Source organism: Paracidobacterium acidisoli (assembly GCF_003428625.2).
GTDB lineage: Bacteria > Acidobacteriota > Terriglobia > Terriglobales > Acidobacteriaceae > Paracidobacterium > Paracidobacterium acidisoli.
Window position 1 is genome coordinate 215,946 of sequence record NZ_QVQT02000004.1, and the last position, 21,526, is coordinate 237,471.

Consider the following 21,526-nt stretch of genomic DNA (forward strand, 5'->3'; position numbering starts at 1 on the left):
GGAAATATAAAGAGGCTGCACCCGGAAGATCCGGATACAGCCCCTCTTTCTTTACTGCTTTAGAAGTGCAGCTTCGCTCCAAGCTGCAGGGTTCGGGCATCGTACGAGTTGGTAACCGCGCCGAAGTTCGCGTCACCGCTGTTGGCATCGATGGCATTGAACTCCGTGTGGTTGAAGATGTTGAAGTATTCGAACCGCAGCTCCAGGTTCGGTCCTTCCCCGCTCGTGAACGGAATCGTCTTGAACAGTGACCAGTTGGAGTTGAACAGCCCAGGCAGCCGGACAGCGTCTTTTCCGGCATTGCCAAAGCCATCGTTTCCTCCTCCATTCCACGGAGCGACGGGATTCGCGAAGGCACTGGGTGTAAACCATGCTGTTCGCGTCTTCGGATAGGAAACCTTCCCAGCGAGGTCAGGACGATTCGTTGTGCCGCCGCCCAGGCCAAGCGTATCCGTCAGGCCGGTGGTACCGGCAATGGGACCCGTATAGGTGAGGGGTTGCGGAACTCCCGTTTCTGCCGTCGTGATACCTGAGAACTCCCAGCCGCTCAGGACCGTGCGGGCCGCCACACTCGAGCTGTGCGCAAAGAACGGGAAGGCATAGATATAATTCACGTTGAGGATATGACGGCGGTCGAGCGTTCCCGAGCCGCGGTCATACCCCGGATTGAATGGATTCGAAATCGCGCCAAGATCGTTGCTGGTCTCATCGATCTCATGCGAGTACGTGTAGGCAATCTGCGCCGTCACCCCGTGCTTGTTCTCCATGCGCAGACCGGCCTGCAGCGCGTTATAGCCGAAGTTAGTCTCGTTCTCTTCCTGGGTAACGCCGCCGAACCCCGGGAAGATGCGGTACAGGTTGGCATTGAGTGAGCCATTCGAAACGCCCTGACGAAGGTCATATGGATTGGCGGCGTTGTTCGGATCGGTCAGCGGAAGCGTATTGATGTTCCGATCGTCGTTCTGGTCCCATCCCAGCGAGCCCGCATACTGCACCTGCAGGACAACCGAGGGAGCCAGCTGGTGCTGCACGCCCAGACTGAACATCGCAGTTCCCGGAGGTGTGTACTTGTACTCGAGATTCGTCAGCACCGAAGGAAAGGTCTGCGATGTCGTATTTCCTGTCAGTGCGCTGGTATTCGGATTGGAGAAGTACACGTTGTTCGCCGCCGGCTGATAGGCAAAGGGCGGGTTCAGAGCAGCGTTATATACGTCGTTGCCCTGCACACGCTCATAGAAGAGCCCGAATCCGCCGCGAACCACCGTCTTTCCGTCTCCGCTCAGATCGTAGGCGAATCCAATGCGGGGCTGCCAGGTGTTGTATTTGTTCTGGACGTTCCCGCGCGGGAATCCGCCGACGCCCGCCTGCTGGATGCCGTTGAGGTAGAAGCCCTGGCCCTTGAAATTGGTGAGGAAGGCGGAGTTCAGCGTTCCATCCGCGTTCAGTGGATAGCCCTGCGACGTGTTGTAGTCGCCTGGCACGAAATTGGCAAACTGGTTATACCGCTCAAAGGCATGCGGCAGGCCGTCGAAGCGGATACCCAGATTCAGCGTCAACCGCGAGCTGATATGCCAGTTATCGTTGGCGTAAAAGCCATAGTTATTGTTGACCCAGTGCTTGCCGGCCAGAAACTGCAGCTGAGTAAAGCTGGTCGCATCGCCCAGAAGGAAGTTGATATAAGAGTCGCCGGAAAACGCGCTGGAATTGAATGCTGCGGTTCCCTGCGTATTCGCCTGCAGCTGCTGGTTTTTGTAATCGTGCAGCCAGCTGAATCCGAACTTGAGCGCATGCCGTCCCTTCGTCCACGAAAGATCGTCACGCCATTCGAAGCCTTCGTATCCGTTCTTCCAGGGGAAGTAGCTCGATGTCCATGTCTGGTTGAGCGGCGATCCCTGTAGGTCGATCTCCGGCATACGGCTGCCGACGTTATCCGACACCGGGAAGAAGCTCGTCGCCGACCATCCGCTCGGCTGCACGAATGAGCCGCCAGGGCCGGTGATCGGCGACAGAGTGATCTTGTTGCCGCTGTAAAGGTAGGACGTTTCGTTCAGAAGGTTGGGAGAAATCGTCTGTGTCAGCTTGATCACCGACGACCATGCCGGATTCTGCATCTGGGTCCCGACCGTTGGATAATCCCCGCCCGGACCCCACAGCGGCGGGAAGAAGGTCGCCGTCACCGGCTCATGCAGCAGATGCCCCATCAGCTGCAGCTTGCTGTTGATGGTGTGATCGATGCGGACCACGTCCTCGCGAACATTGGTCGTCTGCGGAATCGACGAGATGAACTGGGCCGCCCCATAGTTCGGCCGGGGAAAGGTACCCGCGTTCACTTCGAGAACCGAATTGGGATCGATCAGGTTGGCCGGAATCACATTGCCCGGAAAGGGCTGGCCGGGAGTCAGTCCATCCGCCGCATACAGGCTGAGCTTGTTTGGGTCCGTTGTGGTGGGCACGACAGGATTCGCATTGCTGCCCGGAACCGTGTAATGCAGGTCCTGGCCCGCCGTCGGAAAATTGTTCGCCATGATCGTATTCACAATCGACGGCGTGCTTCCCTGGATCAGTCTCCGCCACTCTTCGTTCACAAAGAAGAAGGTCCGCTTGCGCGCGTTGTTGTAGATGTGCGGAATAAACAGCGGACCGCCTATATTGCCGCCCGGCTCGTTCAGACGAAACTCAGGCCGCGGCTGGTTCGCAAGGTTGGTGAAGTAGTTGTTGGCGTCATAATCTTCGTTGCGGTTGAACTCATACAGCTCGCCATGAAAATCACGGGTGCCGGACTTGATCACCATCAGAATCGTGCCGCCCGAGCCGATGCCGTAATCCGGTGAATAGTTGCTGTCGAGCGTCTGGAACTCGGAGAGAGCGTCAATCGAGGGCAGTGAGCCGAAGCAGCCGCCGCAGCCGCGATCGTTCAGCTCGCCTCCGTCCAGCAGGTAGATGTTGTGCGTGGTGCGTGTGCCATTGAAGCTGATGCCGTTGGCCGAGGTCAGCGCATTCACGCCGCTGAAGGCCGGCAGATTATTCGATACGCCGAGGCCAAGAGCCGCCAGCGCCGTTACGTTGCGGCCGTTGGTCGCAAGCTGGGCCACCTGCTGGCCGCTGATCAGTGTGCTCAGCTCGCTCGTCTCCGACTGCACCTGCAGAGCGTTCGCCTGGACAGTCACCGTCTGCCCTTCGCTGCCTACCGTCAGGCTCACGTCTTCTCGCAGGCTCTGGTCCGTGTTCACCACAATGTCCGTACGGGTGAACTTCTGAAATCCCTGCGTCGTCGCATTCAGCGTGAAGTGGCCTACACCCACGTTGGCGAAGAGATAAATACCTGCGCTGTTTGACACCGTCTGTCTCACCTGGCCGGTCGCCTGATTGGTGAGCGCGATGGATACATTCGGAACCACCGCTCCAGTCGGGTCTGTGACCGTTCCGGTAATCGTCGCATTCTCCTGCGATCTCGCGGCTGGAGCGAGAAGAATCAGCGCGAAGCTGATACCTGCCAGCCAGAAAGCTATGCGTCTCATAAACGCCTCCTGAAATTTTTCCTTACCCTGTGTGCCTTGCTGAGTCCGTGGGCATTTTGCCTTGTCTGTCGATAAAAACTCCGGTCAGTCGTTCCGGCGCCTCATCAGGCGCTCTGCTCTTCCGGAACCCGCCTGCAGCTCTCGATCCAGGCTGAGATAACGTTTGCCCATTCGCCGTTACAATCCGCCTTCAGTTTCTCTGCATTTTTCAATTGCTTCTCTGCATGATCTCCGGGGAACCCTCTGGAGTCTTTTACTAAAAGGCTTTTGGAAGTTGCTGCCGTGATGCTTTTCGAACCTCTGCTTTCAGCTTCCGGCAGTCGTGTAAATGTTTACTGGCGGTGAAGAATAGTCTGCTCCAATTGCCCCTGTCAAGCACGAACTACATCGCTCATCCATCCCCTCGAAACAGCCCGTTCAGGCGCGGTTTCATGCGTCTTCCCGATGGCTCCAAAAGAGATATCCCAAAAGAAAAATCCTCCGGCGCGGCTGCGCCGAAGGATCTTCCCCGGAAAATTTTTCCCGCCGCTACACCTGAGACACACTCAGCGGACTCAGCAGCAGATTCGTCACATTGCTGACTGTCGGCTCAAAGCTGAAATGCGGATCTGCCGCCAGCTTCTTCCACTGCGGATCACCGAAAAATGCCGCCCACTTCGGCTCCAGCTCCGCAGGACTTCCCAGGCTCAGCATGTAGGTCAGACACGGCATTTTGGGGCCGATCAGCGTATCGCCGAAGAACACCTGTTGAAATCCCGACCGCTGAAAGATCTCGAACTCGCCCGAATGGAACATCTCGATCTTGCGCGTATGGTCACGGTTTGTGGCGCTCTCATAGGTGCGAAGCTGATAGATCCGCTTCCCCTTCGTCGCGGCGGCCGGCGGCGGAGTCAGCTTCGGCCATCCCTGAAACGCCTCCAGCAGCGAGCTCTCGATCCTCCGGAAGGCCGGTGCATTCGCCGGCGCATTCCAGTACGGGTCCGCCGCCTTCAGAAACTCCTCATCCTCCGCAAGACGCAGATCGAGCGTCGCCAGCGTCTCGACCGACGATCCCGGAATCACCAGATAGAACGTCGGCGTCTCCGGACCGTAATCGACCTTGAATGCGCCCACAGGTCCCATACCCATGCGGCTTAACGTCGGGATCAGCGCATCGCCGAAATAGCTCTCCGTCAATCTGGATTGCGGCCCGCTCTCCAGCTGATAGCGGCGAAGCTGATAAAACTCGCGCGAGCTGGCGGCGGCAGGGGGAGTCTGCGCGGAAAGGTCGCGCGTAAGGGCAAGAGCAGATGTGGCAAGGGAAGCGGCAAGGAACTGGCGGCGCTGCATGAATCTCTCCTTCTGGAAGATGTCCGCAATTTTACGTGACCTGCGGCACACCTGGTCCGCTCCACTGTGTCTGTATGATCGCCGTGCTCGCGTCGCTCGTTTGACCCCGCCTGCAACGTGGCGCTACCCTCATCCCGTGAGTGCGCGCTGTCCATTCTTCGGTTTCTGTTGTCGCTTCTTCTGCCGTTGAAGCATACCCGGAGAACCATGCATGAAATTCCTTACGACATTCGCCACAGCCCTTGCTCTCTTTCTCGCAGCTCTGTTCGCCGCCGCCGTCGTCGTCCCCGCTCAGTGGAAATCCGATCTTCTCGCCTGGCGGGCCGATCGCGAAAAGGGACTCGCGCAGCCCGATAGCTGGCTCACACTCGTCGGCCTCGACTGGCTACAGCCCGGAGCCAATCCCTTCGGCTCAGCCGACGGCAGTCGTATCCGTCTTACCGCGCCATCCGCCGCTCCGCATCTGGGCATTCTCTTGCTCAGTGGCACTCAGGTGCGCCTCATCCCACCGCCTGGCGGATTTCCCGCCGCACTCCGCGTCGACGGCAAACCCGCGCAGCCTGTGCTGCTCACCGATGACAGCGAGAACCACCCCTCCGTCCTCACCGCCGGAAGCCTTACCATGACCGTCATCCATCGCGGAGGCCGCTTCGCGCTCCGCATCAAAGACGCGCAATCCCCCACGCGGCTCCACTTCCACGGCCTGCACTGGTATCCGGCCGACCCGCACTATCGCGTCGATGCAAAATGGATTCCCTCGGCTCCGGGCAGCACGCTTCACATCGCGACCATCATCGGCACCACGCTCAACCTCCCCGCTCCGGGCATCGCCGAATTCATCCTCGACGGCAAAACCCTGCAGCTTGAGCCGGTCATTGAAGAGCCCGGAGATACCCAGCTCTTCTTCATCGTGCGCGATATCACCAGCCGCACCACCAGCTACGGCGCAGCCCGCTTCCTCTACACCGGTTTCCCCGACCACGGCCTCGACAAGCCCGGCCACCTGATCCTGGATTTCAATCGCCTGCGGAATCCGCCCTGCGCCTACACACCGTACGCCACGTGCCCGCTGCCGCCCGAGAAGAACCGCCTGAGTATCGCTCTCCCCGTCGGCGAAGAGCGCTATTCGCACTGAATGGCAATGCACCGCGACCGCGCACGGAAGAGCAAAACCTGAAAACCCGTATCCGAAGATCGCCCGTGCGCAGACCAGCCAGCGTCGCGTATAGCCTTCGCCCCGGAATTGCCTAGACCGCGCTGCGGATCACGTATTCCGCCGCGGCCCCGGCTCCAATCACTGAGGTCGTATGCTCCTCCGGCAGAACCTCCACCGTATAGCTCTGCAGCGGGCTCATCTTGACCATCTCGTACAGATACTGCTTCAGCAGCGGCAGCTCCAGCCGCTGAATATCCCGGCCTGTGTAGTAAAACTTTCCCGGCCCTTCCAGATGTATCTGCGAGGCCGTCGCGGCTGCCAGCGCCCTGTGCCACAGTTCGACGAACTCCACGCACCGCCGGTCGCCCTTTTTAGCCGCGGCAAATACCTCGTCCGGCTCCAGGTCAAGAAAGCGCAGCCGCATCGCCCGGTGGCCCATAATGCCTTCCAGGTGTCCCCGTCCGCCGCATCCGCAGTAATTCTCCTTCGGGTCGAGCGTAACCGTTGTATGTCCGCCCTCCCACGGTCCTTCCGTGTAGGGAAACCGCCCAAATCCAATCCCGTTGCCGATCGTCCACACCCGCACCGAGCGGTCCAGCCGTCCCCGGCTCGCAGCCAGCCCGGCGGCGACGGCATCGGCGTCGTTGAAGACCTGCACCGTCCAGTCGATGCCTCGCGCCTTCAGCCCTGTCTCCACATTCTCCCGGACATGCGCGCCTTTCAGCTGCGGCAGATTCGGAGAATCCAGAATCACGCCCTTATGCACGATCCCCGGCATCGCCACACCCACTGCGGAAATCTCAGAGCCCGCCGGAGCTACCTCTGCAATGGAGTCGCAGATCAGCTCGCACAGTGCGTCCGTGGGCATCTCCAAAAGAGCATTCGTGTCATCGGTGCGCTTCGGAAACTCCTGGAGCGCTCCCTGCAGAGTATGGTCATCCAGAAGCCCCACCTTTACCCGCTCGGCCATGACCACACCCACGGTCTTTGCCATCCTGCTCCTCCTGCCGGCTCAGTCTTCGAAACGCGCCAGTTTGTTGACTCCGTTAAACGCTGCCGCCTTGTAGCATTCGGCCAGCGTGGGATAGTTGAATACCGAATCGATGAAATAGTCCAGCGTGCCGTTCAGCGTCATCACCGCCTGGCCGATATGCACCAGCTCCGCTGCGCCTTCCCCGATGATATGTACGCCCAGAATCGCCCGCGTCTCGCGGTGAAAAACCAGCTTCAGCCGTCCCGTCGTGTCGCCGCGTATCTGCCCGCGCGCAATCTCGCGGTAATACGCGACGCCCACCTCATACGGAACATCCTCTTCCGTCAGCTGCTCCTCTGTCTTGCCGATAAAGGAGATCTCCGGAATTGTGTAAATCCCATACGGATAAAAGCTGGGGTTCGACTGCATCGAGTCGTTTCCGTACGCCCGCTCGATCGCGATGCGCCCCTGTTCCATCGAAACCGACGCAAGGCTGGGAAAACCGATCACGTCGCCGACGGCAAAAATATGCGGCACCTTCGTCCGGAAATCCTGATCCACCGGAATGCGCCCGCGCCCGTCCGCCTCGACGCCCGCCGCCGTCAGGTTCAGCTCGTCGATATTGCCCTGGCGTCCCACCGCGTACAGCAGCGCATTGCCCGAGATCCGTTTTTTGCTCTCCAGATTGGCGACGACCGTCCCGTCAGGAAGCTCCTCAACGCTCTCCACCTCTTCGGCCAGCCGCATCGTTACCCGGCTGTCGCGCAGATGGTAGCTCAGCGCCTCCACAATCTCCTGATCGGCAAACTCGAGCAGTTTCGGCCGCTTTTCCACCAGCGTCACCCGCACGCCCAGCGCCGCAAACATGCACGTGTACTCCACGCCGATCACGCCGCCGCCCACCACGATCAGCGTCTTCGGCAGGTCCTGCAGCTCCAGCACCTGATCGCTGTTGATGATCGTGCGCCCGTTGATCGGAACCTTCGCCGAATCCGCCGGCCGCGTCCCCACCGCGATCACGATCTTTTCGGCCTCGTAGCTGTTGGTCCCGCGCGGCCCTTCCACGTGAACATGGTGCGGATCGTCAAAGCGCGCCGTGCCGCTGACTACCTCCACACCGTTGCGCGAAAGCTGCGCCTCGGTGACGTCGATCTCCGTCTTGATCACGTGCTGCACCCGGAAGGCAAGATCCGACATCGTGATCTTCTCCTTCACGCGGTAATTCATCCCGTAAATCGAGCGGTAGTTGTATCCGGAGAGATGCAGTACCGCCTCGCGCATCGTCTTGCTCGGAATCGTTCCGGTATTGATGCACACACCGCCCACCACACTGCGCATCTCCACCAGCGCGACGCTCTTCCCCTTCTTCACGGCGGAAACGGCGGCGCGCTGGCCCGAAGGACCCGATCCTATCACCAGCAAATCGTATTTCGTCATGTCGTCAGAGGAGGCCTCAAAGGCGTGCTCCAGGGCTTGATCTTAAACCGTCGGGGATCAGAATTGCGTGAAAGGACATTTAGTGGAGAGCTTTCTTCCCAATTTGGCGTAGTCCGTCGCGGTAGACTCAATTCGGGATGCTGCTCTGCGCCATCACCAACCGGAAACTGCTCGGTGACGACGAGTCCTCCCGCCGCGCCGCGCTCGTCCATCGCACCCAAATCTGGGCCCGCGACGGCATTCCCTTTATCCTGATCCGCGAAAAGGATCTCCCACTTCCCGATCTCCAGTCCCTCGCCTCCGAAATCGCCGCCGTCGTTCACGCCGAAGGCGGCAAAACCCGCCTGCTCCTCAGCGCGCCCCCGCAGCTCGCCCTCGCAGCAAACGCCGACGGCATCCACCTCTCGAGCGGCATCGGCCTTCCCGGCATCACCGCCGCCGAACAGGCCTACCGCCGCGCCGGGCGCGAGCCTCTTGTCAGCGTCTCCTGTCACAATCCCGACGACATCCGCCAGGCCCGCGGCGCATCTCTGCTGCTCTTCGCGCCGGTCTTTGAAAAGGTGACCGAAACCCGCACCCTCCCCGGCCAGGGCCTCGTACCGCTCCGCCAGGCCTGCCAGGCCGCAGGAGACATCCCCGTCCTCGCCCTCGGCGGCATCACCGCCTCCAACGCCCGCGTCTGCGTCGATGCAGGAGCCGCCGGCATCGCCGCTATCCGCCTCTTTCTCACCGGCGCCTGGCACGCCCTCCGCTGATTCCTTCGGCTGGTTCACTCCGGACCGGCGTATCCCGGGCAGCGCTGATTCATCAGATTGATTTGTTTCGGACGGATCTATCCCGGCAACGCTGACCGCCGTCCCAAAATCCCGCACACGCTGTGTACACTGCGAAAGAAAGGAGCTGATTTCCGTCCGCTGGCTGCTTTTTCGCTGACCGGACCTCCGCTGACCGCTTTTCAGCTAACCGGCCTTTAGCTGACCGTTTCTTCGCTGACCGCCTCCTGGCTGCTTTCTCCCATGTCCCACTTCAACAGCTTTGTCCGCATTCCCGCTCTCGCCCTTCGCCAGCGCATCCGGCCGCTGCCCCGCATCGGCGTTCTCGACGAGGATTGCCTCGCAATGCGCGTCCGGCCCCTCGACATCGACTTCAACCTGCACCTCAACAACGCCCGCTACCTCAGTCTCATGGATTACGGCCGCATGCACCTCATCGCGGCCATCGGCGCCCTCGACCCCGCTCTCCGCGCCCGCTGGATGCCGCTCGTCGGCTCCATTTTCATCACCTACCGCCGCTCCCTGAATCTCTTTGCGCCCTTCACCCTCGCCTCGCGCATCCTCTGCTGGGATGAAAAGTGGTTCTACATGGAGCAGGTCTTTCGCACCCCGACCACCCCCGGCTCCGATACGGATGGCCTCGCCGCCATCGCCTGGGTCAAAGGACTCTTCCGCGCAAAGACCGGCAACGTCGCGCCGCAGCAGATCGTCCACCTCGTCGCTCCCGGCCTCGCCTCGCCCCTCATGCCTGAATCTCTCGCGCAGTGGAACACCCTCACCCGGGAAAAACTGGTTCAGGCCGACGGATTGTAAGGATTTTCAGAGAAGTGGACTCAGGGCAGTACCGGGAAAGCCCGCACTCGCACCGTCCCGATCCTGTTACCAATGGGCAGCGCAATGGCAATCAGGAGAAAGTAGAACAGAAAATCCGCGATCTTCGCCGCAGGCTCTGACGAGCAGATCAAAAATTCACACCGCACCCGCTGACAACCCCACACGCCGCGACTACGATGGCTCCGTCTGCACCGGCCTGGCGGCACACGCGGCCTGCAGACACAAACCCACACGTCCCGAAAGGATGGCTCTCATGGCTAACCCCTTCGTTCACCTCGAGCTCAACACGCCCGATCTCGCCAAAGCCAAAGAGTTTTACGGTCAGCTCTGCGGCTGGACCTTTGAAGATTCGCCCACGCCCCACGGCGTCTACTCCCTCTTCCGTCCCGACAACGGCCCCGGCGGCGGCATCATGAGCATGCCCGACGGGCCTACCCAGTGGCTGCCTTACATCGGCGTCGACGACATCCACGCCGCCACGGATAAAGCGGAAGCCCTCGGCGCAAAGGTCTGCATGCGCGCCCAGGAAGTCCCTCAGATGGGCTGGTTTTCCGTGCTGACCGACCCCACCGGAGCCGCCATCGCTCTCTGGCAGGGCAGATAACCCAACCACGGCGCACCCGCCCTCCCCATGACAGGGAAAAGGCAGCAAAGTGCCTCCCCTCCCTGCATAAAGAGACGGAGCGCCGGTTAGCGCCTGCTCGTTACAGGCGCAGACAGAAAAATCAGATCGCGGGACCGGTGCTACGCCGCGTGCGCCGGTTCAAAGCCGTCACAGCCGCTGATCGGCGTGACTTTCAGGTGCAGCGAGGCATTCTTCGGAAGACCGCAGGAATCCACCATCGACTCCGGAGCCTGCTTCGTGGTCAGAATAGCCACCAGCTTGTCGTTGCTGGCATGCCCTTCCCCGAAGTGGCTGCAGAGACCGCATTGACCGTTGTGAACTGCGAGCATAAGCACCTCCACTGAGATAACCATCGGACGCCGCCATCATGCCGCCAGGTTGTCCGGATGTCCAGTGAAAAAATTCCTGTAACCTTCTGAATTTACGACCATTTATGTCCCATTTATTAAGGACCGCTATGGTCGGAAACCCTTCCATCTGCAGCCTGTGTTAGACTTTATCTACGCTCAGTTGTTTGGTTTGTGAGCCGTTCTCGCCCTCATCAGCAGGACCGCCTTCCACGAAAAAATTCCAGGCCCCTCAGCGTAATGGCCCGCACCGATGGATCGGTTCGGGACCAGGCCCTCGCCATCCGGCGCGAGCCGAAGCTGCAGCGTGAGGCAGGAAACAGGCCTCCCGAATGCGCGCCGCACAGGCCGCCGGGGATGAGAGCCTGAAAGATTTGATCCTTCCCTGCGTACATCAATATCATCCGCTCCCTTTGCGCGGCAGGCCGCCGTTCTTCGGGAGCAGCACGACCGGCAGCCCCGGCGTCTCCTCGTATCCGGCACAATTCCGGAGGAGCATGCGTCCGGCATCTGCCCCATCAAGGACCTACGTGACCCAGTTTTCCGATTTTTCCCTCTCGCCCGAGCTGCAGAAGCACCTGGCGAACGCAAATTTCACCACCCCCACCCCCGTTCAGGCAGGAGCCATTCCGCCCGCCCTCGAAGGCCGCGACGTGCTCGCTACCGCTCAGACCGGAACCGGCAAAACCCTCAGCTTCCTCGTTCCGCTGATCGAGCGCACCGCCGGTCTCGCCACCAAAGGCGCTTCGGCGCTCATCCTGCTCCCCACCCGCGAGCTGGCCATCCAGGTTCTCGAAGCCTATAAGCAGCTCACCCGAACGCCCGAACACGGTAAAGGCCGGGGTCGGGGCCATCATCAGTCCTCCGGCCGGCACGATGCCGCGCTCGTCGTCGGCGGTCTCGCCGAAGGCCCGCAGCTTGAGGCCATCCGCCGCGGCGCAAAGCTGATCGTCGCCACCCCCGGACGCCTCGAGGATTACCTCACCCGCAACCTCGTCAGCCTGAAGGATGTAAAGATCCTTGTCCTCGACGAAGTGGACCGCATGCTCGACATGGGCTTCCAGCCGGCCATCCGCCGTATCGCCGCGGCGCTGCCCGCCGAGCGCCAGACGCTCTGCTACTCGGCGACTCTCAGCCCGCAGATCCAGCAGGTCACCCGCGAATATCTGAAGAACCCGGCCCGCGTCGAAATCGGCTCCGTGCTCAAGCCTTCCGACCGCGTCGAGCTCCGCGCCTTCGAGGTTCCGCAGGAGAAGAAGCAGGAGCTCCTCGAGCACCTGCTCGGCTCGCATGACGGCAGCTTTCTCGTCTTCGTCCGCACCAAGCATGGTGCCGACCGCATGGCCCGCCGCCTCATCCGCAGCGGACACTCCGCCACGCAGATCCACGGCGATCGCTCGCAGTCGCAGCGCAACGCCGCCCTGCGCAGCTTCGCCGAAGGCCGTCACCGCGTCCTCGTCGCGACCGACGTAGCCGCTCGCGGCATCGACGTCGCCGACGTGGCCCATGTCGTCAACTACGACATGCCGAAGGAAGTTGAGGATTTCGTGCACCGCGTCGGCCGCACCGGCCGCGCCTCCTCACACGGCATCGCCTCCACCTTTGCCTCGCCGGAAGAGAAGCACGACCTGCGGAAGATCGAGCGCCGGCTCTCCATCACCATGAAGAAATTCCGCGTGAAGGCAAACGAAACAACAGCTCAGTCTGCATAAGGCATGCAGAAGAAGCCGGGTGCCCCACCTTCGCGAACCGGGGCCCCGGCGAACAAAGTTCGCTGGGGCGGGAAGCTAAGGTGGGAAGGCTGGTGTTGTCTGTTCAGAGCTGAGATATATCGTCTCGCGCCAGCGAGACCCGGTAGAAGCACCGGGCAACCGGGGTCCCCGGCGAACAAAGTGCGCTGGGGTGATCTTTAGCCCGGTGAATGCAGGCTAAGAAGAGAAGGGGCTTCAGCCCCGGGGGTTTTTCAGCAGTTTCCGAACCTGATCGATCTGCATGAAGAAAGGCACAGCGAAAATCGCCATGCACTTCTTTCAGGGGAAAAAACAGGCCTGAGCAGTTCCCCGCACATGGCCTGAAATGGACCGGAGTGTTACTTTATGGCGCTGTCTGTCGATGCCGCAATCTGCTTTTCCCGCAGCTCCTCCACCCGTTCCCCGATCGCATACTTCAGCTTCTCGATGCCCATGCCGGTCACGGCGGAGATCTCGTAAAACGGCAGCTTCTTCCGTTTCGCCATCGCCTGCAGCTTTTTCAGCTTCTCCGGATTCGCCACATCGGCCTTCGATGCCACCACGATCATCGGCTTCTCGTCCAGCCCGTGTCCGAAGCTCTGCAGCTCGCCGACAATGACCTTGAAATCCTCCACCGGATCGGGCCGCCCGCTCGCATCCGACACATCCACCAGATGCACCAGAATCCGCGTCCGCTCGATGTGCCGCAGAAACTGCACGCCCAGCCCCGCGCCCAGATGCGCGCCTTCGATCAGCCCCGGAATATCCGCGACCACAAAGCTCTTTTCGTGCGGAGCCTCGCCGATCGAGACCACCCCCAGATTCGGCTCCAGCGTCGTAAAGGGATAATCCGCAATCTTCGGCTTTGCCGCCGAGATGCGCGAGATCAGCGTCGACTTCCCTACATTCGGATAGCCCACCAGGCCCACATCGGCCAGCACCTTCAGCTCCAGCCGATACGTGCGCTCCTCGCCCGGCCATCCCAGCTCATGCTCGCGCGGAGCCTGATGCGTCGACGTCGCAAAGTGCTGGTTGCCGCGTCCACCGCGGCCCGCCTTCGCAATCACAATGCGTTCGTCCGGATGCGCGAAGTCATGCACCAGCTCGCCCGTCTCCGCATCGTAGAGCTGCGTCCCCACCGGAACCTTCAGCACCACATCGTGACCGGCGCGGCCCGTGCAGTTCGATCCCATCCCGTGCTCGCCGCGCTCCGCCTTGTGCTCCGGATTGAACCGGAAGTAGACCAGCGTATTGTGCCGCTGCGTCGACTCCATGACCACATCGCCGCCATGCCCGCCGTCGCCACCCGAAGGCCCGCCCCGCGGCACGAACTTCTCGCGGCGGAAGGCCATGCAGCCATTACCTCCGTCACCGGCCTTGATTCGAATTCTCGCTTCATCAATAAACATTTGCTTCTTTCAGTCTAACGAATCCGATACGCTCGTCTCACCAATTCTCAAATGATTCAGGCAGAAACCGGGCGCAAACCAGCGCCGCGGGTCATGCTTTTGTGCGGTGACCGTCCGCCGTACCAACAACTGCGCTCGTCCTGCCGCGAGGCTCGGATAGATGGCTATATTCGGCTCTGCTTTGCTGATCGCGACGTGCAACATCCGCTCCGCGCCTGCGCGGGACTATTCTTCCCCGTGGCGCTACCGGCTGCTCTGCATCCTCCTCCTCGCCGTCCTCTTTCCGGCGGCCCTCCGCGCACAGTCCGATACCGGAGGTTCGGTCTCCGGCCAGGTCATCGACCAAAGCGGCTACGCCACATCCTCCGCGCTCGTCGTCATCGCAAACAACGCCACCGGCGTGCAGAACGAAGTGCTCTCCGATCCCCAGGGCAACTTCCGCTTCGCCGAGCTCGCTCCAGGAAGCTACACCCTCCGCGTCGAGGCGCGCGGCTTCGCCGTGTGGGAGGCTGACAACATCGCCGTCGCCGTCGGCACCGTCCGCCGCATCACCGCCGACCTCAGCCTCCTCGCCATTCACCAGACCGTTCTCGTCGACGCAGACTCGTCCGAGCCCGCCGAAACGCCCTCGCCCGCCGTCACCGACAACATCAGCCAGGAGCAGATCGAAGACCTCCCCAGCAACGGGCGCCACTGGTCGACCTTCGTTCTCCTCACCCCCGGCGTCACCTCCGATGCAAACGCCGACGGCTCGCTCAGCTTTCGCGGCATGAGCCCGCTGCTCAACAACAACACCGTCGACGGAGCCGACAACAATCAGGCCTTCTTCTCTCAGGAGCGCGGCATCATCGGCAACGGCTACTCCATCGCTCAGGGCGCCGTGCGCGAGTTCCAGGTCAATACCTCCAACTTTTCCGCCGAGTATGGACGCGCCTCCGGCGGCGTCATCAATACCGTCACCAAATCCGGAACAAATGAGCTGCACGGCCGCCTCTTCGGCTTCGATCGCGACGCGGCATGGGGCGCAGCCAATCCCTTCACCGCTCTCACCACGCAGACCGCCTCCGGCTTTGCCGCCGATCCCTACAAGCCGCAGGACCTCCGCCAGCAGTGGGGAGCCTCCATCGGCGGACCCATCCGTCACGACCACCTCTTCTGGTTCTTCGCTTACGACCAGCTTCACCACAACTTCCCCGGCGTCGCCGTGGCCAGCGAACCGGCCACTTTTTTTGCCACGCCGACCGCGCAGCAGCTTCAGACTCTCTGGAGCCGCGTCAGTACTGGCACCAGCCCCATCGTCACCGGCTGTATCGCCGCCAATACCGGCGATCCCGCTCTCGAAGGCGGATGCGCCTACAACGCCGTCCTCGCCGGTCTCAATACCCTGCTCGGCAGCGTGCCACGCCACGCCGATCAGCTCATCCTCTTTCCCAAGCTCGACTGGCACCCCAACGACCGCAGCCACATCACGCTGCAGTACGACCGCATGCGCTGGAGCTCGCCCAACGGTGTCGAAACCCGGCCAGCCGAAGCCTGGGGCATCGCCAGCTTCGGCAGCAGCTACACCCGCGTCGATGCCGGTGTCGCGCGCTGGCAGTACTTCCTCACGTCTGATCTGCTCAACGACCTCCGCTATCAGTACGGACGCGACTTCGAGCAGCAGCTCGGCAATACGCCGTCCTCTTTTGAAGCTCCCTTCGCGCAAAACGCCTACGGCCGTCCCCCGCAGATCTCCGTCGCCGGAAGCAGCTCCGGCTTCCGCTTCGGCAAGCCCGCCTTTCTCGACCGCCTCGCATGGCCCGACGAGCGCCGCTGGCAGATCTCCGACGCCGTCACCTGGGTGCGCGGACACCATGACATCAAGGCCGGCTACGACTACAACCATGTCAACGACTACAGCAGCGGCCTCAGCGATCAGACCGGCACCTACGACTACTCCAGCGCTCTCACCTTTGCCGCCGACTACCTCTCCCCCGGCCACTGCGACGACACCACCTCCGGCTCCGGCCTTCTTCCCTGCTGGTCGTATTACAGCCAGGCCATCGGACCATCCATCTTTCAGTTTCAGTCCGCCGACTACGCCGCCTTCGTCGCCGACGAGTGGAAGCTCTTTCACGGCCTGACGCTCTCACTCGGCGTGCGCTACGAATACGAGCGCCTGCCCAACCCCGGCACTGCGCTCGCCAATCCCGACATTCCACAGACCGCGCTCCTGCCCCACGACCGCAACAACTTCGGCCCTCGCGCCGGCTTCGCCTGGGACATCTTTGGCAAAGGCCGCACCGTGCTGCGCGGCGGCTACGGCATCTACTACGCGCGCATCATCAATGCCACCGCCCTCAGCGCCCTGGCCCGCACCGGCTCCTCAGGGGGACAGCGCAGCTACTACTTCAGGCCGCTCAACACCGGCGCGCCGCCCTTCCCCTATGTCTTCAGCAGCAATCCCGTGTCGCTGGTCCCGCCCGCCGCGGTCTTCTTTCAGAAGCACTTCCAGAACCCTGAAGTCGATCAGGCCGAGCTCTCCCTCGAGCAGACCATCGGACGCACCACCCACCTCGCGCTCACCTGGATGGGCAGCTTCGGGCGCGAGCTGCCCTCCTTCGTCGACACCAACATCGACACTGGTTCCATTGGAGCCATGCACTACACCGTGAAAGATCCCACCGGCAAAGGCCCTCTTCATGAGACCTACACCGACAAGTTCTTTTATGCGCGCCTGAACCCCGCATATCAGCAGATCACCGCCATCACCAGCGAGAGCAATTCCATCTATCAGGCCGCCGTTCTCCGCCTCGATACCCGCATCTCCCGCCTGCTCGATCTGCACAGCTCTTACACCTTCGCCCACGCCATCGACGACGGCCAGAACGAATCCACCTCTGCCGATACCAACGATATCCTCGATCCCACGAACCTCAGACTCGAGCGCGGCACCTCGAATTTCGACGTGCGCCAGCGCCTCGTCGGCGGCTTTGTTCTTCACTCTCCCTGGCGCGCCCGCGGCTTTGCCGCGCTCTTCATCAACGGATACTCCCTCGCCTCCTCCGGCGAGCTCCGCTCCGGGCTGCCCTACAGCATGCGCATCACCGGAGCCATCCCGGTATCCTTCTGCTCCCCGCAGGACTATGTGAGCATGCAGAGTCAGTGCATCTTCGCTCCCAATCAGGGAACCATCCTCTCTCCCGAAAGCGCATACGGCGTCAGCGGCCTCGGCGCCAGCCTCAATGGCTCCGGCGGCAGCAACTGGATTCCCGAAGTCGGCCGCAACACCTGGCGCTATCCCCGCATCTCCAACCTCGATCTGCGCATGAGCAAGAGCACACGCGTTACGGAGCGGATCTCTTTCGATCTCCTCGCCGAAGCCTTCAACGTGCTCAACCATGAAAACGTCACATCCGTGGATACGACCGGCTACATCCTCGACAACAACCGCGACCAGACCAACTCCGGCACGCTGACCTTTCTCAGCGGAGCCAATGGAAAAGCCTCCTTCGGCAGCATCACCAACGCCAACAGCGCGACCCTCTACCGCGAGCGCCAGATCCAGGCAGGCATAAAACTGATCTTCTGAAGAGAAAGCTCCTCCCCGGATGTGCCTGCTGGCGATACGGCCCGACGGAGAATCCCGCCTTTCGTCTTTCTTTGTTACAAAATCTCCTTCTCGCCTCTGATTTCCACTCCGAATCCCTGTTTTCCAGAAAGCTGCGCACGATAGCCCTCTAAAACTGACGATTTTGTAATCCTGCATTAAGAAACTTATGGCACCGTGTATTGGGTGCAGGCACGATCATCTGCACCGCTTTCAGTCCCGCTGCCCAGAACGAGTCATTACATCGCGGAGCGGATGAAGGATTTCGCAGGAATCATTCCGTGGGAATGATTTTCCTTTCTTCACCTCAATGAACTGCCACGAGCCAGGCGCACGACCCAGGCCGGCCATACAACTTTCAGGAGCGCCAATATGTTGATTCTCTTTTTACAGAGACGAGTCCCCCTGTTTTTCACCCTGCTTCTCATCTGCGGCCTTGTATGCACGGCCTCCGCTCAATCCACCACACAGGGCGCCATCGCCGGAACGGTCTTCGATTCCTCAGGCGCCGTGGTCAGCGGAGCCTCCATCACGATTCACAACACAGGCACCAATGCCGACATCACCCTCACCGCCGACGGCAGCGGCTACTTCAAGGCGCCGCTGGTCGAGCCCGGCACCTACTCGGTGACCGTAACCGCATCCGGGTTCGCCTCCTTCCGCGCCGACGCCCTTGTTGTCCAGGTCGGCCAGGTCACGCCGGTCGAGCCGCATCTTTCGGTGACCGCGGCCTCCACTTCCGTCGTGGTGACCGAGCAGGCGCCCGTCGTCAATCTGGATTCGCCCGACTTCAACAGCGTGCTCAATGCCAAAGCGCTGACCTCGATCCCCATCAACAACCGCCGCTGGTCGAGCCTCGCCATGACGACACCGGGAGTCGTCTCCGACTCCAACGGATACGGTCTGGTCAGCATTCGCGGCGTCAGCCCTGTCCTCAACAACGTCGAGATCGACGGTGCCGACGACAACCAGGCCTACTACTCTGAAGAGCGCGGCCGCACCCGCGAGGCCTATTCCACCTCCGCTAGCGCCGTGCGCGAATTTGCCGTGAACACCGGCGTCTACTCCGCGGAATATGGCCGCGCCGCCGGCGGCGTCATCACCTCCGTAACAAAGAGCGGAACCAATCAGCTTCACGGAGAAGCCTACTTCTGGGATCGCCAGAGCAACTGGGCCGCCTTCAACGACTACGCCACGGAGTCCGTTTTTGATCCCGCCGCGAACAAGTACAACCCGACGCACATCAAGCCTGAGGATCTCCGCAAAATTTACGGCTTTACCGTCGGCGGTCCCCTCATCAAAGACAAGCTCTTCTGGATGTACACATACGATCAGCACACCCACGTCTTTCCCGGAACAGCCGTTCCAAACAACCCGAACTCTTTTTACGCGCTGCCCTCTCCGTCAACGGCATGGACAAGCAGCGGAGAAAGCTGCAATACCGCCACCGGATATCTGACTGAGGGTTCGGGCACCGATACAAACTACACGCTGAACAGCCAGGCCTGTACCCTCGCCGCCCGCCAGGGAGTCGGCTACGACCAGGGCGTCAGCCTGTATAACGCCGGCATCGCGGCGCTCACCACCGACCTCGGCATTGTCTCCCGTTTCGGCTATCAGGAGATCAACACGCCCAAGCTGGACTGGCAGATCAACAGCCGGGAGCATCTCAGCGTTCTCTATCATCGTCTTCGCTGGGACTCGCCCGGTGGCGTGCAGACCTCTGCTACGGCCGATTACGGACGCGACACGTGGGGCAACGACTTCGTGAAGCTGGACTACGGCGTCACCAAACTGACCAGCCTTATCTCCACGAACATGAGCAATGAGCTGCTCTATCAGTACGGACGCGAGCTGAATGACGAAGGACAGCAGCCCTTTACTCCCTACACTCTCGCCAACCTCGTGGGCACCGGCGCATCGGCCGGCAACATTCCGGAGGTCGCCGTCGACACCGCGGAAGGCATGAACATCGGCTCCCCGTATTACTCCTACCGCAAGGCGCTGCCCGACGAGAGGAAGTGGCAGATCGGCGACACCTTCTACTGGAGCCACGGCAACCACACCCTGAAGTTCGGCGTCGACGAGGTCCACAACTACGATCTGATCAACAACACCTACGAAAGCAACGGCGACTACAGCTACCAGTATGTTGGCAACTACATCAACGATCAGCTCAATCGCAATAACGGCAAAACAAACACCTGCGACTCCGGCGCATCCTCTGCCGGAACTGCTCCGTCCTCCAAAGGCAGCGGCACCGCGGTAGGCACTTCGTCCTGCTATGCCGACTTCTACCAGGGCTTCGGCAATCCGGTCTACGCCATTTCCACGATGGACAACGCCGCCTTTGTCCAGGACAACTGGAAGTTCTTACCGCGTCTGACGCTGGAGCTCGGCCTGCGCTGGGATTACGAAACGATTCCCCCGGCTACTCCCAGTCTCATTACTGCCGTCGGCAGCTTCGTTCCGTATCCGCAGCTGGCCAATCATCCCAGCGACAAGACTAACTTCGGACCGCGCATCGGCTTCAGCTATGACGTGTACGGCCAGGGAAGAACCGTCCTCCGCGGCGGCTACGGCATGTATTACGGCCGCCTCAACAACGGCGAGCTGCTGCTGACCCGGCTCACTACCGGCAGCCCGAACGGCCAGTACACCACTACCTACAAAGCCAACACCGGCGGCGCGCCGCAGTTTGCCAATATCGAAACCGGCTCCGGCGCGGCAGCGGCAAAGCCAACTTCCAACTTCCTGGCTTCCAACCTGCGTAACCCGGAAGTGCAGGAGTACGATCTGAGCCTGCAGCAGCAGATCACCCGAGGCACCGTCTTTTCGCTGAGCTATCTCGGCGCTCTGGGACGCCGCCTGCCGAACTTCCTCGACGTCAACCTGAACCCTGTCCAGACGCCGATTACCGTCACCATCTCCGACGCCTCTGGTAAGGGTCCGCTGCCAAACGGCGCGCACTATCAGGTGCCGCAGTTTACCGGATACGGTAATACGGCCCTCTTCGGCGCCGCGGCCTCCAGCTTCCAGGCCATTCAGGAAATGGTCAGCAACGTGAACTCGAACTACAACGCGCTGGTCGCCGAGGTGCAGAATCAGACGCTGCGCAGCCTCCAGTTCGATGTCAACTACACCTGGTCCCATGCCCTCGACTACGCGCAGAACGCCAATACCAGCACCACGGGCGGAAACAGCTGGTACAACCCTTATCAGGACGCGCGAATCAACTACGGCGACTCCAATTACAACGTGCCCAATCGCTTCGTGGCCTACGCGCTGTATAACCTGCCCAACGTACAGTCCGGCAACTGGGTCAAATGGCTGGCCAATGACTGGAGCGTGAACGACAGCTTCCAGATGCAGAACGGCCTTCCCTACACCGTCGGTGTCAGCGGCTTCTTCAGCGCCGGCATTCTGAGCGACTGGAACGGCGGCTCCGGCTCGACGATGATCCCCATGATCGGTGTCAACACCAAACGGTATCCTCGCCGCATGGTCGACGACCTCCGCGTCCAGAAGAGCATCGCATTCACCAGCCGCTACCATCTGGAGCTGATGGCAAATGTCTTCAACCTTGCCAATCATCAGAATATCGACGGTCTGGGAACCACCGCTTACAAGCTCTCCGGAACCACCGCGACCTATCAGGGACAGGGGCTGTCGAACCCCTCCAACAACACCTACCAGGTCGTGACCAGCTCGAACAACAGCGGCTTCCTCTACACGCCGCGGCAGATCGAAATCTCCACCCGGTTCGTCTTCTAATCCGGACATCCCTCACCACACACGCGGCAGTT

The 21,526-nt window shown here is 61.1% G+C and carries 13 protein-coding genes; 7 read left to right on the forward strand and 6 right to left on the reverse strand.

What is annotated here, in order from left to right:
- Positions 1-59: 59 nt before the first annotated feature.
- Complete coding sequence (locus D0Y96_RS12005) at positions 60-3,518, reverse strand: outer membrane beta-barrel protein (RefSeq protein ID WP_117300184.1); 3,459 nt, start codon at positions 3,516-3,518, stop codon at positions 60-62.
- Between the two features lie 528 nt (positions 3,519-4,046).
- Entirely contained in the window at positions 4,047-4,847 is an 801-nt protein-coding gene (locus D0Y96_RS12010) for an NIPSNAP family protein (RefSeq protein WP_117300186.1), read from the reverse strand.
- A gap of 211 nt (positions 4,848-5,058) precedes the next feature.
- Here D0Y96_RS12010 and D0Y96_RS12015 point away from each other — a divergent pair, with 211 nt between their 5' ends.
- Complete coding sequence (locus D0Y96_RS12015) at positions 5,059-5,982, forward strand: DUF1684 domain-containing protein (RefSeq protein WP_117300188.1); 924 nt, start codon at positions 5,059-5,061, stop codon at positions 5,980-5,982.
- A 112-nt stretch (positions 5,983-6,094) separates the two neighbouring features.
- On the opposite strand, the gene D0Y96_RS12020 is transcribed toward D0Y96_RS12015, so the two are convergent.
- Entirely contained in the window at positions 6,095-6,997 is a 903-nt protein-coding gene (locus tag D0Y96_RS12020; RefSeq protein ID WP_117300190.1) for an ROK family protein, read from the reverse strand.
- An 18-nt stretch (positions 6,998-7,015) separates the two neighbouring features.
- Positions 7,016-8,413 carry a Si-specific NAD(P)(+) transhydrogenase gene (sthA, locus tag D0Y96_RS12025; RefSeq protein WP_117300192.1) on the reverse strand — a complete coding sequence of 466 codons (1,398 nt, stop codon included), beginning with the start codon at positions 8,411-8,413 and terminating at the stop codon, positions 7,016-7,018.
- A gap of 137 nt (positions 8,414-8,550) precedes the next feature.
- Between sthA and D0Y96_RS12030 the strand changes: the two genes are divergently transcribed.
- From D0Y96_RS12030 to D0Y96_RS12040, 3 genes are all read left to right on the forward strand, one after another.
- Complete coding sequence (locus tag D0Y96_RS12030) at positions 8,551-9,168, forward strand: thiamine phosphate synthase (protein ID WP_117300194.1); 618 nt, start codon at positions 8,551-8,553, stop codon at positions 9,166-9,168.
- A gap of 261 nt (positions 9,169-9,429) precedes the next feature.
- A complete protein-coding gene (locus tag D0Y96_RS12035; RefSeq protein ID WP_117300196.1) occupies positions 9,430-9,999 on the forward strand; it encodes a thioesterase family protein in 570 nt (189 codons plus the stop codon).
- Between the two features lie 274 nt (positions 10,000-10,273).
- Positions 10,274-10,624, forward strand: coding sequence for a VOC family protein (locus D0Y96_RS12040; protein ID WP_117301014.1), 351 nt, complete (start codon positions 10,274-10,276; stop codon positions 10,622-10,624).
- 140 nt (positions 10,625-10,764) lie between these two features.
- Here D0Y96_RS12040 and D0Y96_RS12045 read toward each other — a convergent pair whose 3' ends face one another.
- The gene (locus tag D0Y96_RS12045) at positions 10,765-10,974 is read right to left on the reverse strand and encodes a hypothetical protein (RefSeq protein ID WP_117301016.1); all 210 of its coding nucleotides are present in this window, start codon (positions 10,972-10,974) and stop codon (positions 10,765-10,767) included.
- Positions 10,975-11,489: 515 nt separating this feature from the next.
- Here D0Y96_RS12045 and D0Y96_RS12050 point away from each other — a divergent pair.
- On the forward strand, positions 11,490-12,704 hold the full coding sequence (locus D0Y96_RS12050) for a DEAD/DEAH box helicase (protein WP_117300198.1): 1,215 nt from the start codon (positions 11,490-11,492) through the stop codon (positions 12,702-12,704).
- Between the two features lie 377 nt (positions 12,705-13,081).
- Here the strand turns inward: D0Y96_RS12050 and obgE are convergent, their stop codons facing one another.
- Positions 13,082-14,131 carry a GTPase ObgE gene (gene obgE / locus D0Y96_RS12055; RefSeq protein ID WP_117300200.1) on the reverse strand — a complete coding sequence of 350 codons (1,050 nt, stop codon included), beginning with the start codon at positions 14,129-14,131 and terminating at the stop codon, positions 13,082-13,084.
- A gap of 160 nt (positions 14,132-14,291) precedes the next feature.
- Here obgE and D0Y96_RS12060 point away from each other — a divergent pair, with 160 nt between their 5' ends.
- On the forward strand, positions 14,292-17,702 hold the full coding sequence (locus tag D0Y96_RS12060) for a TonB-dependent receptor (protein ID WP_117300202.1): 3,411 nt from the start codon (positions 14,292-14,294) through the stop codon (positions 17,700-17,702).
- Between the two features lie 390 nt (positions 17,703-18,092).
- A complete protein-coding gene (locus D0Y96_RS12065) occupies positions 18,093-21,494 on the forward strand; it encodes a TonB-dependent receptor (protein WP_117300204.1) in 3,402 nt (1,133 codons plus the stop codon).
- Positions 21,495-21,526 lie beyond the last annotated feature (32 nt).

What these genes read in the sequence shown, in the direction of transcription:
- D0Y96_RS12005 (WP_117300184.1), bottom strand. Translation starts at nt 3,518, where the DNA reads ATGAGACGCATAGCTTTCTGGCTGGCAGGTATCAGCTTCGCGCTGATT.
- D0Y96_RS12010 (WP_117300186.1), bottom strand. Translation starts at nt 4,847, where the DNA reads ATGCAGCGCCGCCAGTTCCTTGCCGCTTCCCTTGCCACATCTGCTCTT.
- D0Y96_RS12015 (WP_117300188.1), top strand. Translation starts at nt 5,059, where the DNA reads ATGAAATTCCTTACGACATTCGCCACAGCCCTTGCTCTCTTTCTCGCA.
- D0Y96_RS12020 (WP_117300190.1), bottom strand. Translation starts at nt 6,997, where the DNA reads ATGGCAAAGACCGTGGGTGTGGTCATGGCCGAGCGGGTAAAGGTGGGG.
- sthA (WP_117300192.1), bottom strand. Translation starts at nt 8,413, where the DNA reads ATGACGAAATACGATTTGCTGGTGATAGGATCGGGTCCTTCGGGCCAG.
- D0Y96_RS12030 (WP_117300194.1), top strand. Translation starts at nt 8,551, where the DNA reads ATGCTGCTCTGCGCCATCACCAACCGGAAACTGCTCGGTGACGACGAG.
- D0Y96_RS12035 (WP_117300196.1), top strand. Translation starts at nt 9,430, where the DNA reads ATGTCCCACTTCAACAGCTTTGTCCGCATTCCCGCTCTCGCCCTTCGC.
- D0Y96_RS12040 (WP_117301014.1), top strand. Translation starts at nt 10,274, where the DNA reads ATGGCTAACCCCTTCGTTCACCTCGAGCTCAACACGCCCGATCTCGCC.
- D0Y96_RS12045 (WP_117301016.1), bottom strand. Translation starts at nt 10,974, where the DNA reads ATGCTCGCAGTTCACAACGGTCAATGCGGTCTCTGCAGCCACTTCGGG.
- D0Y96_RS12050 (WP_117300198.1), top strand. Translation starts at nt 11,490, where the DNA reads ATGCGTCCGGCATCTGCCCCATCAAGGACCTACGTGACCCAGTTTTCC.
- obgE (WP_117300200.1), bottom strand. Translation starts at nt 14,131, where the DNA reads ATGTTTATTGATGAAGCGAGAATTCGAATCAAGGCCGGTGACGGAGGT.
- D0Y96_RS12060 (WP_117300202.1), top strand. Translation starts at nt 14,292, where the DNA reads ATGGCTATATTCGGCTCTGCTTTGCTGATCGCGACGTGCAACATCCGC.
- D0Y96_RS12065 (WP_117300204.1), top strand. Translation starts at nt 18,093, where the DNA reads ATGTTGATTCTCTTTTTACAGAGACGAGTCCCCCTGTTTTTCACCCTG.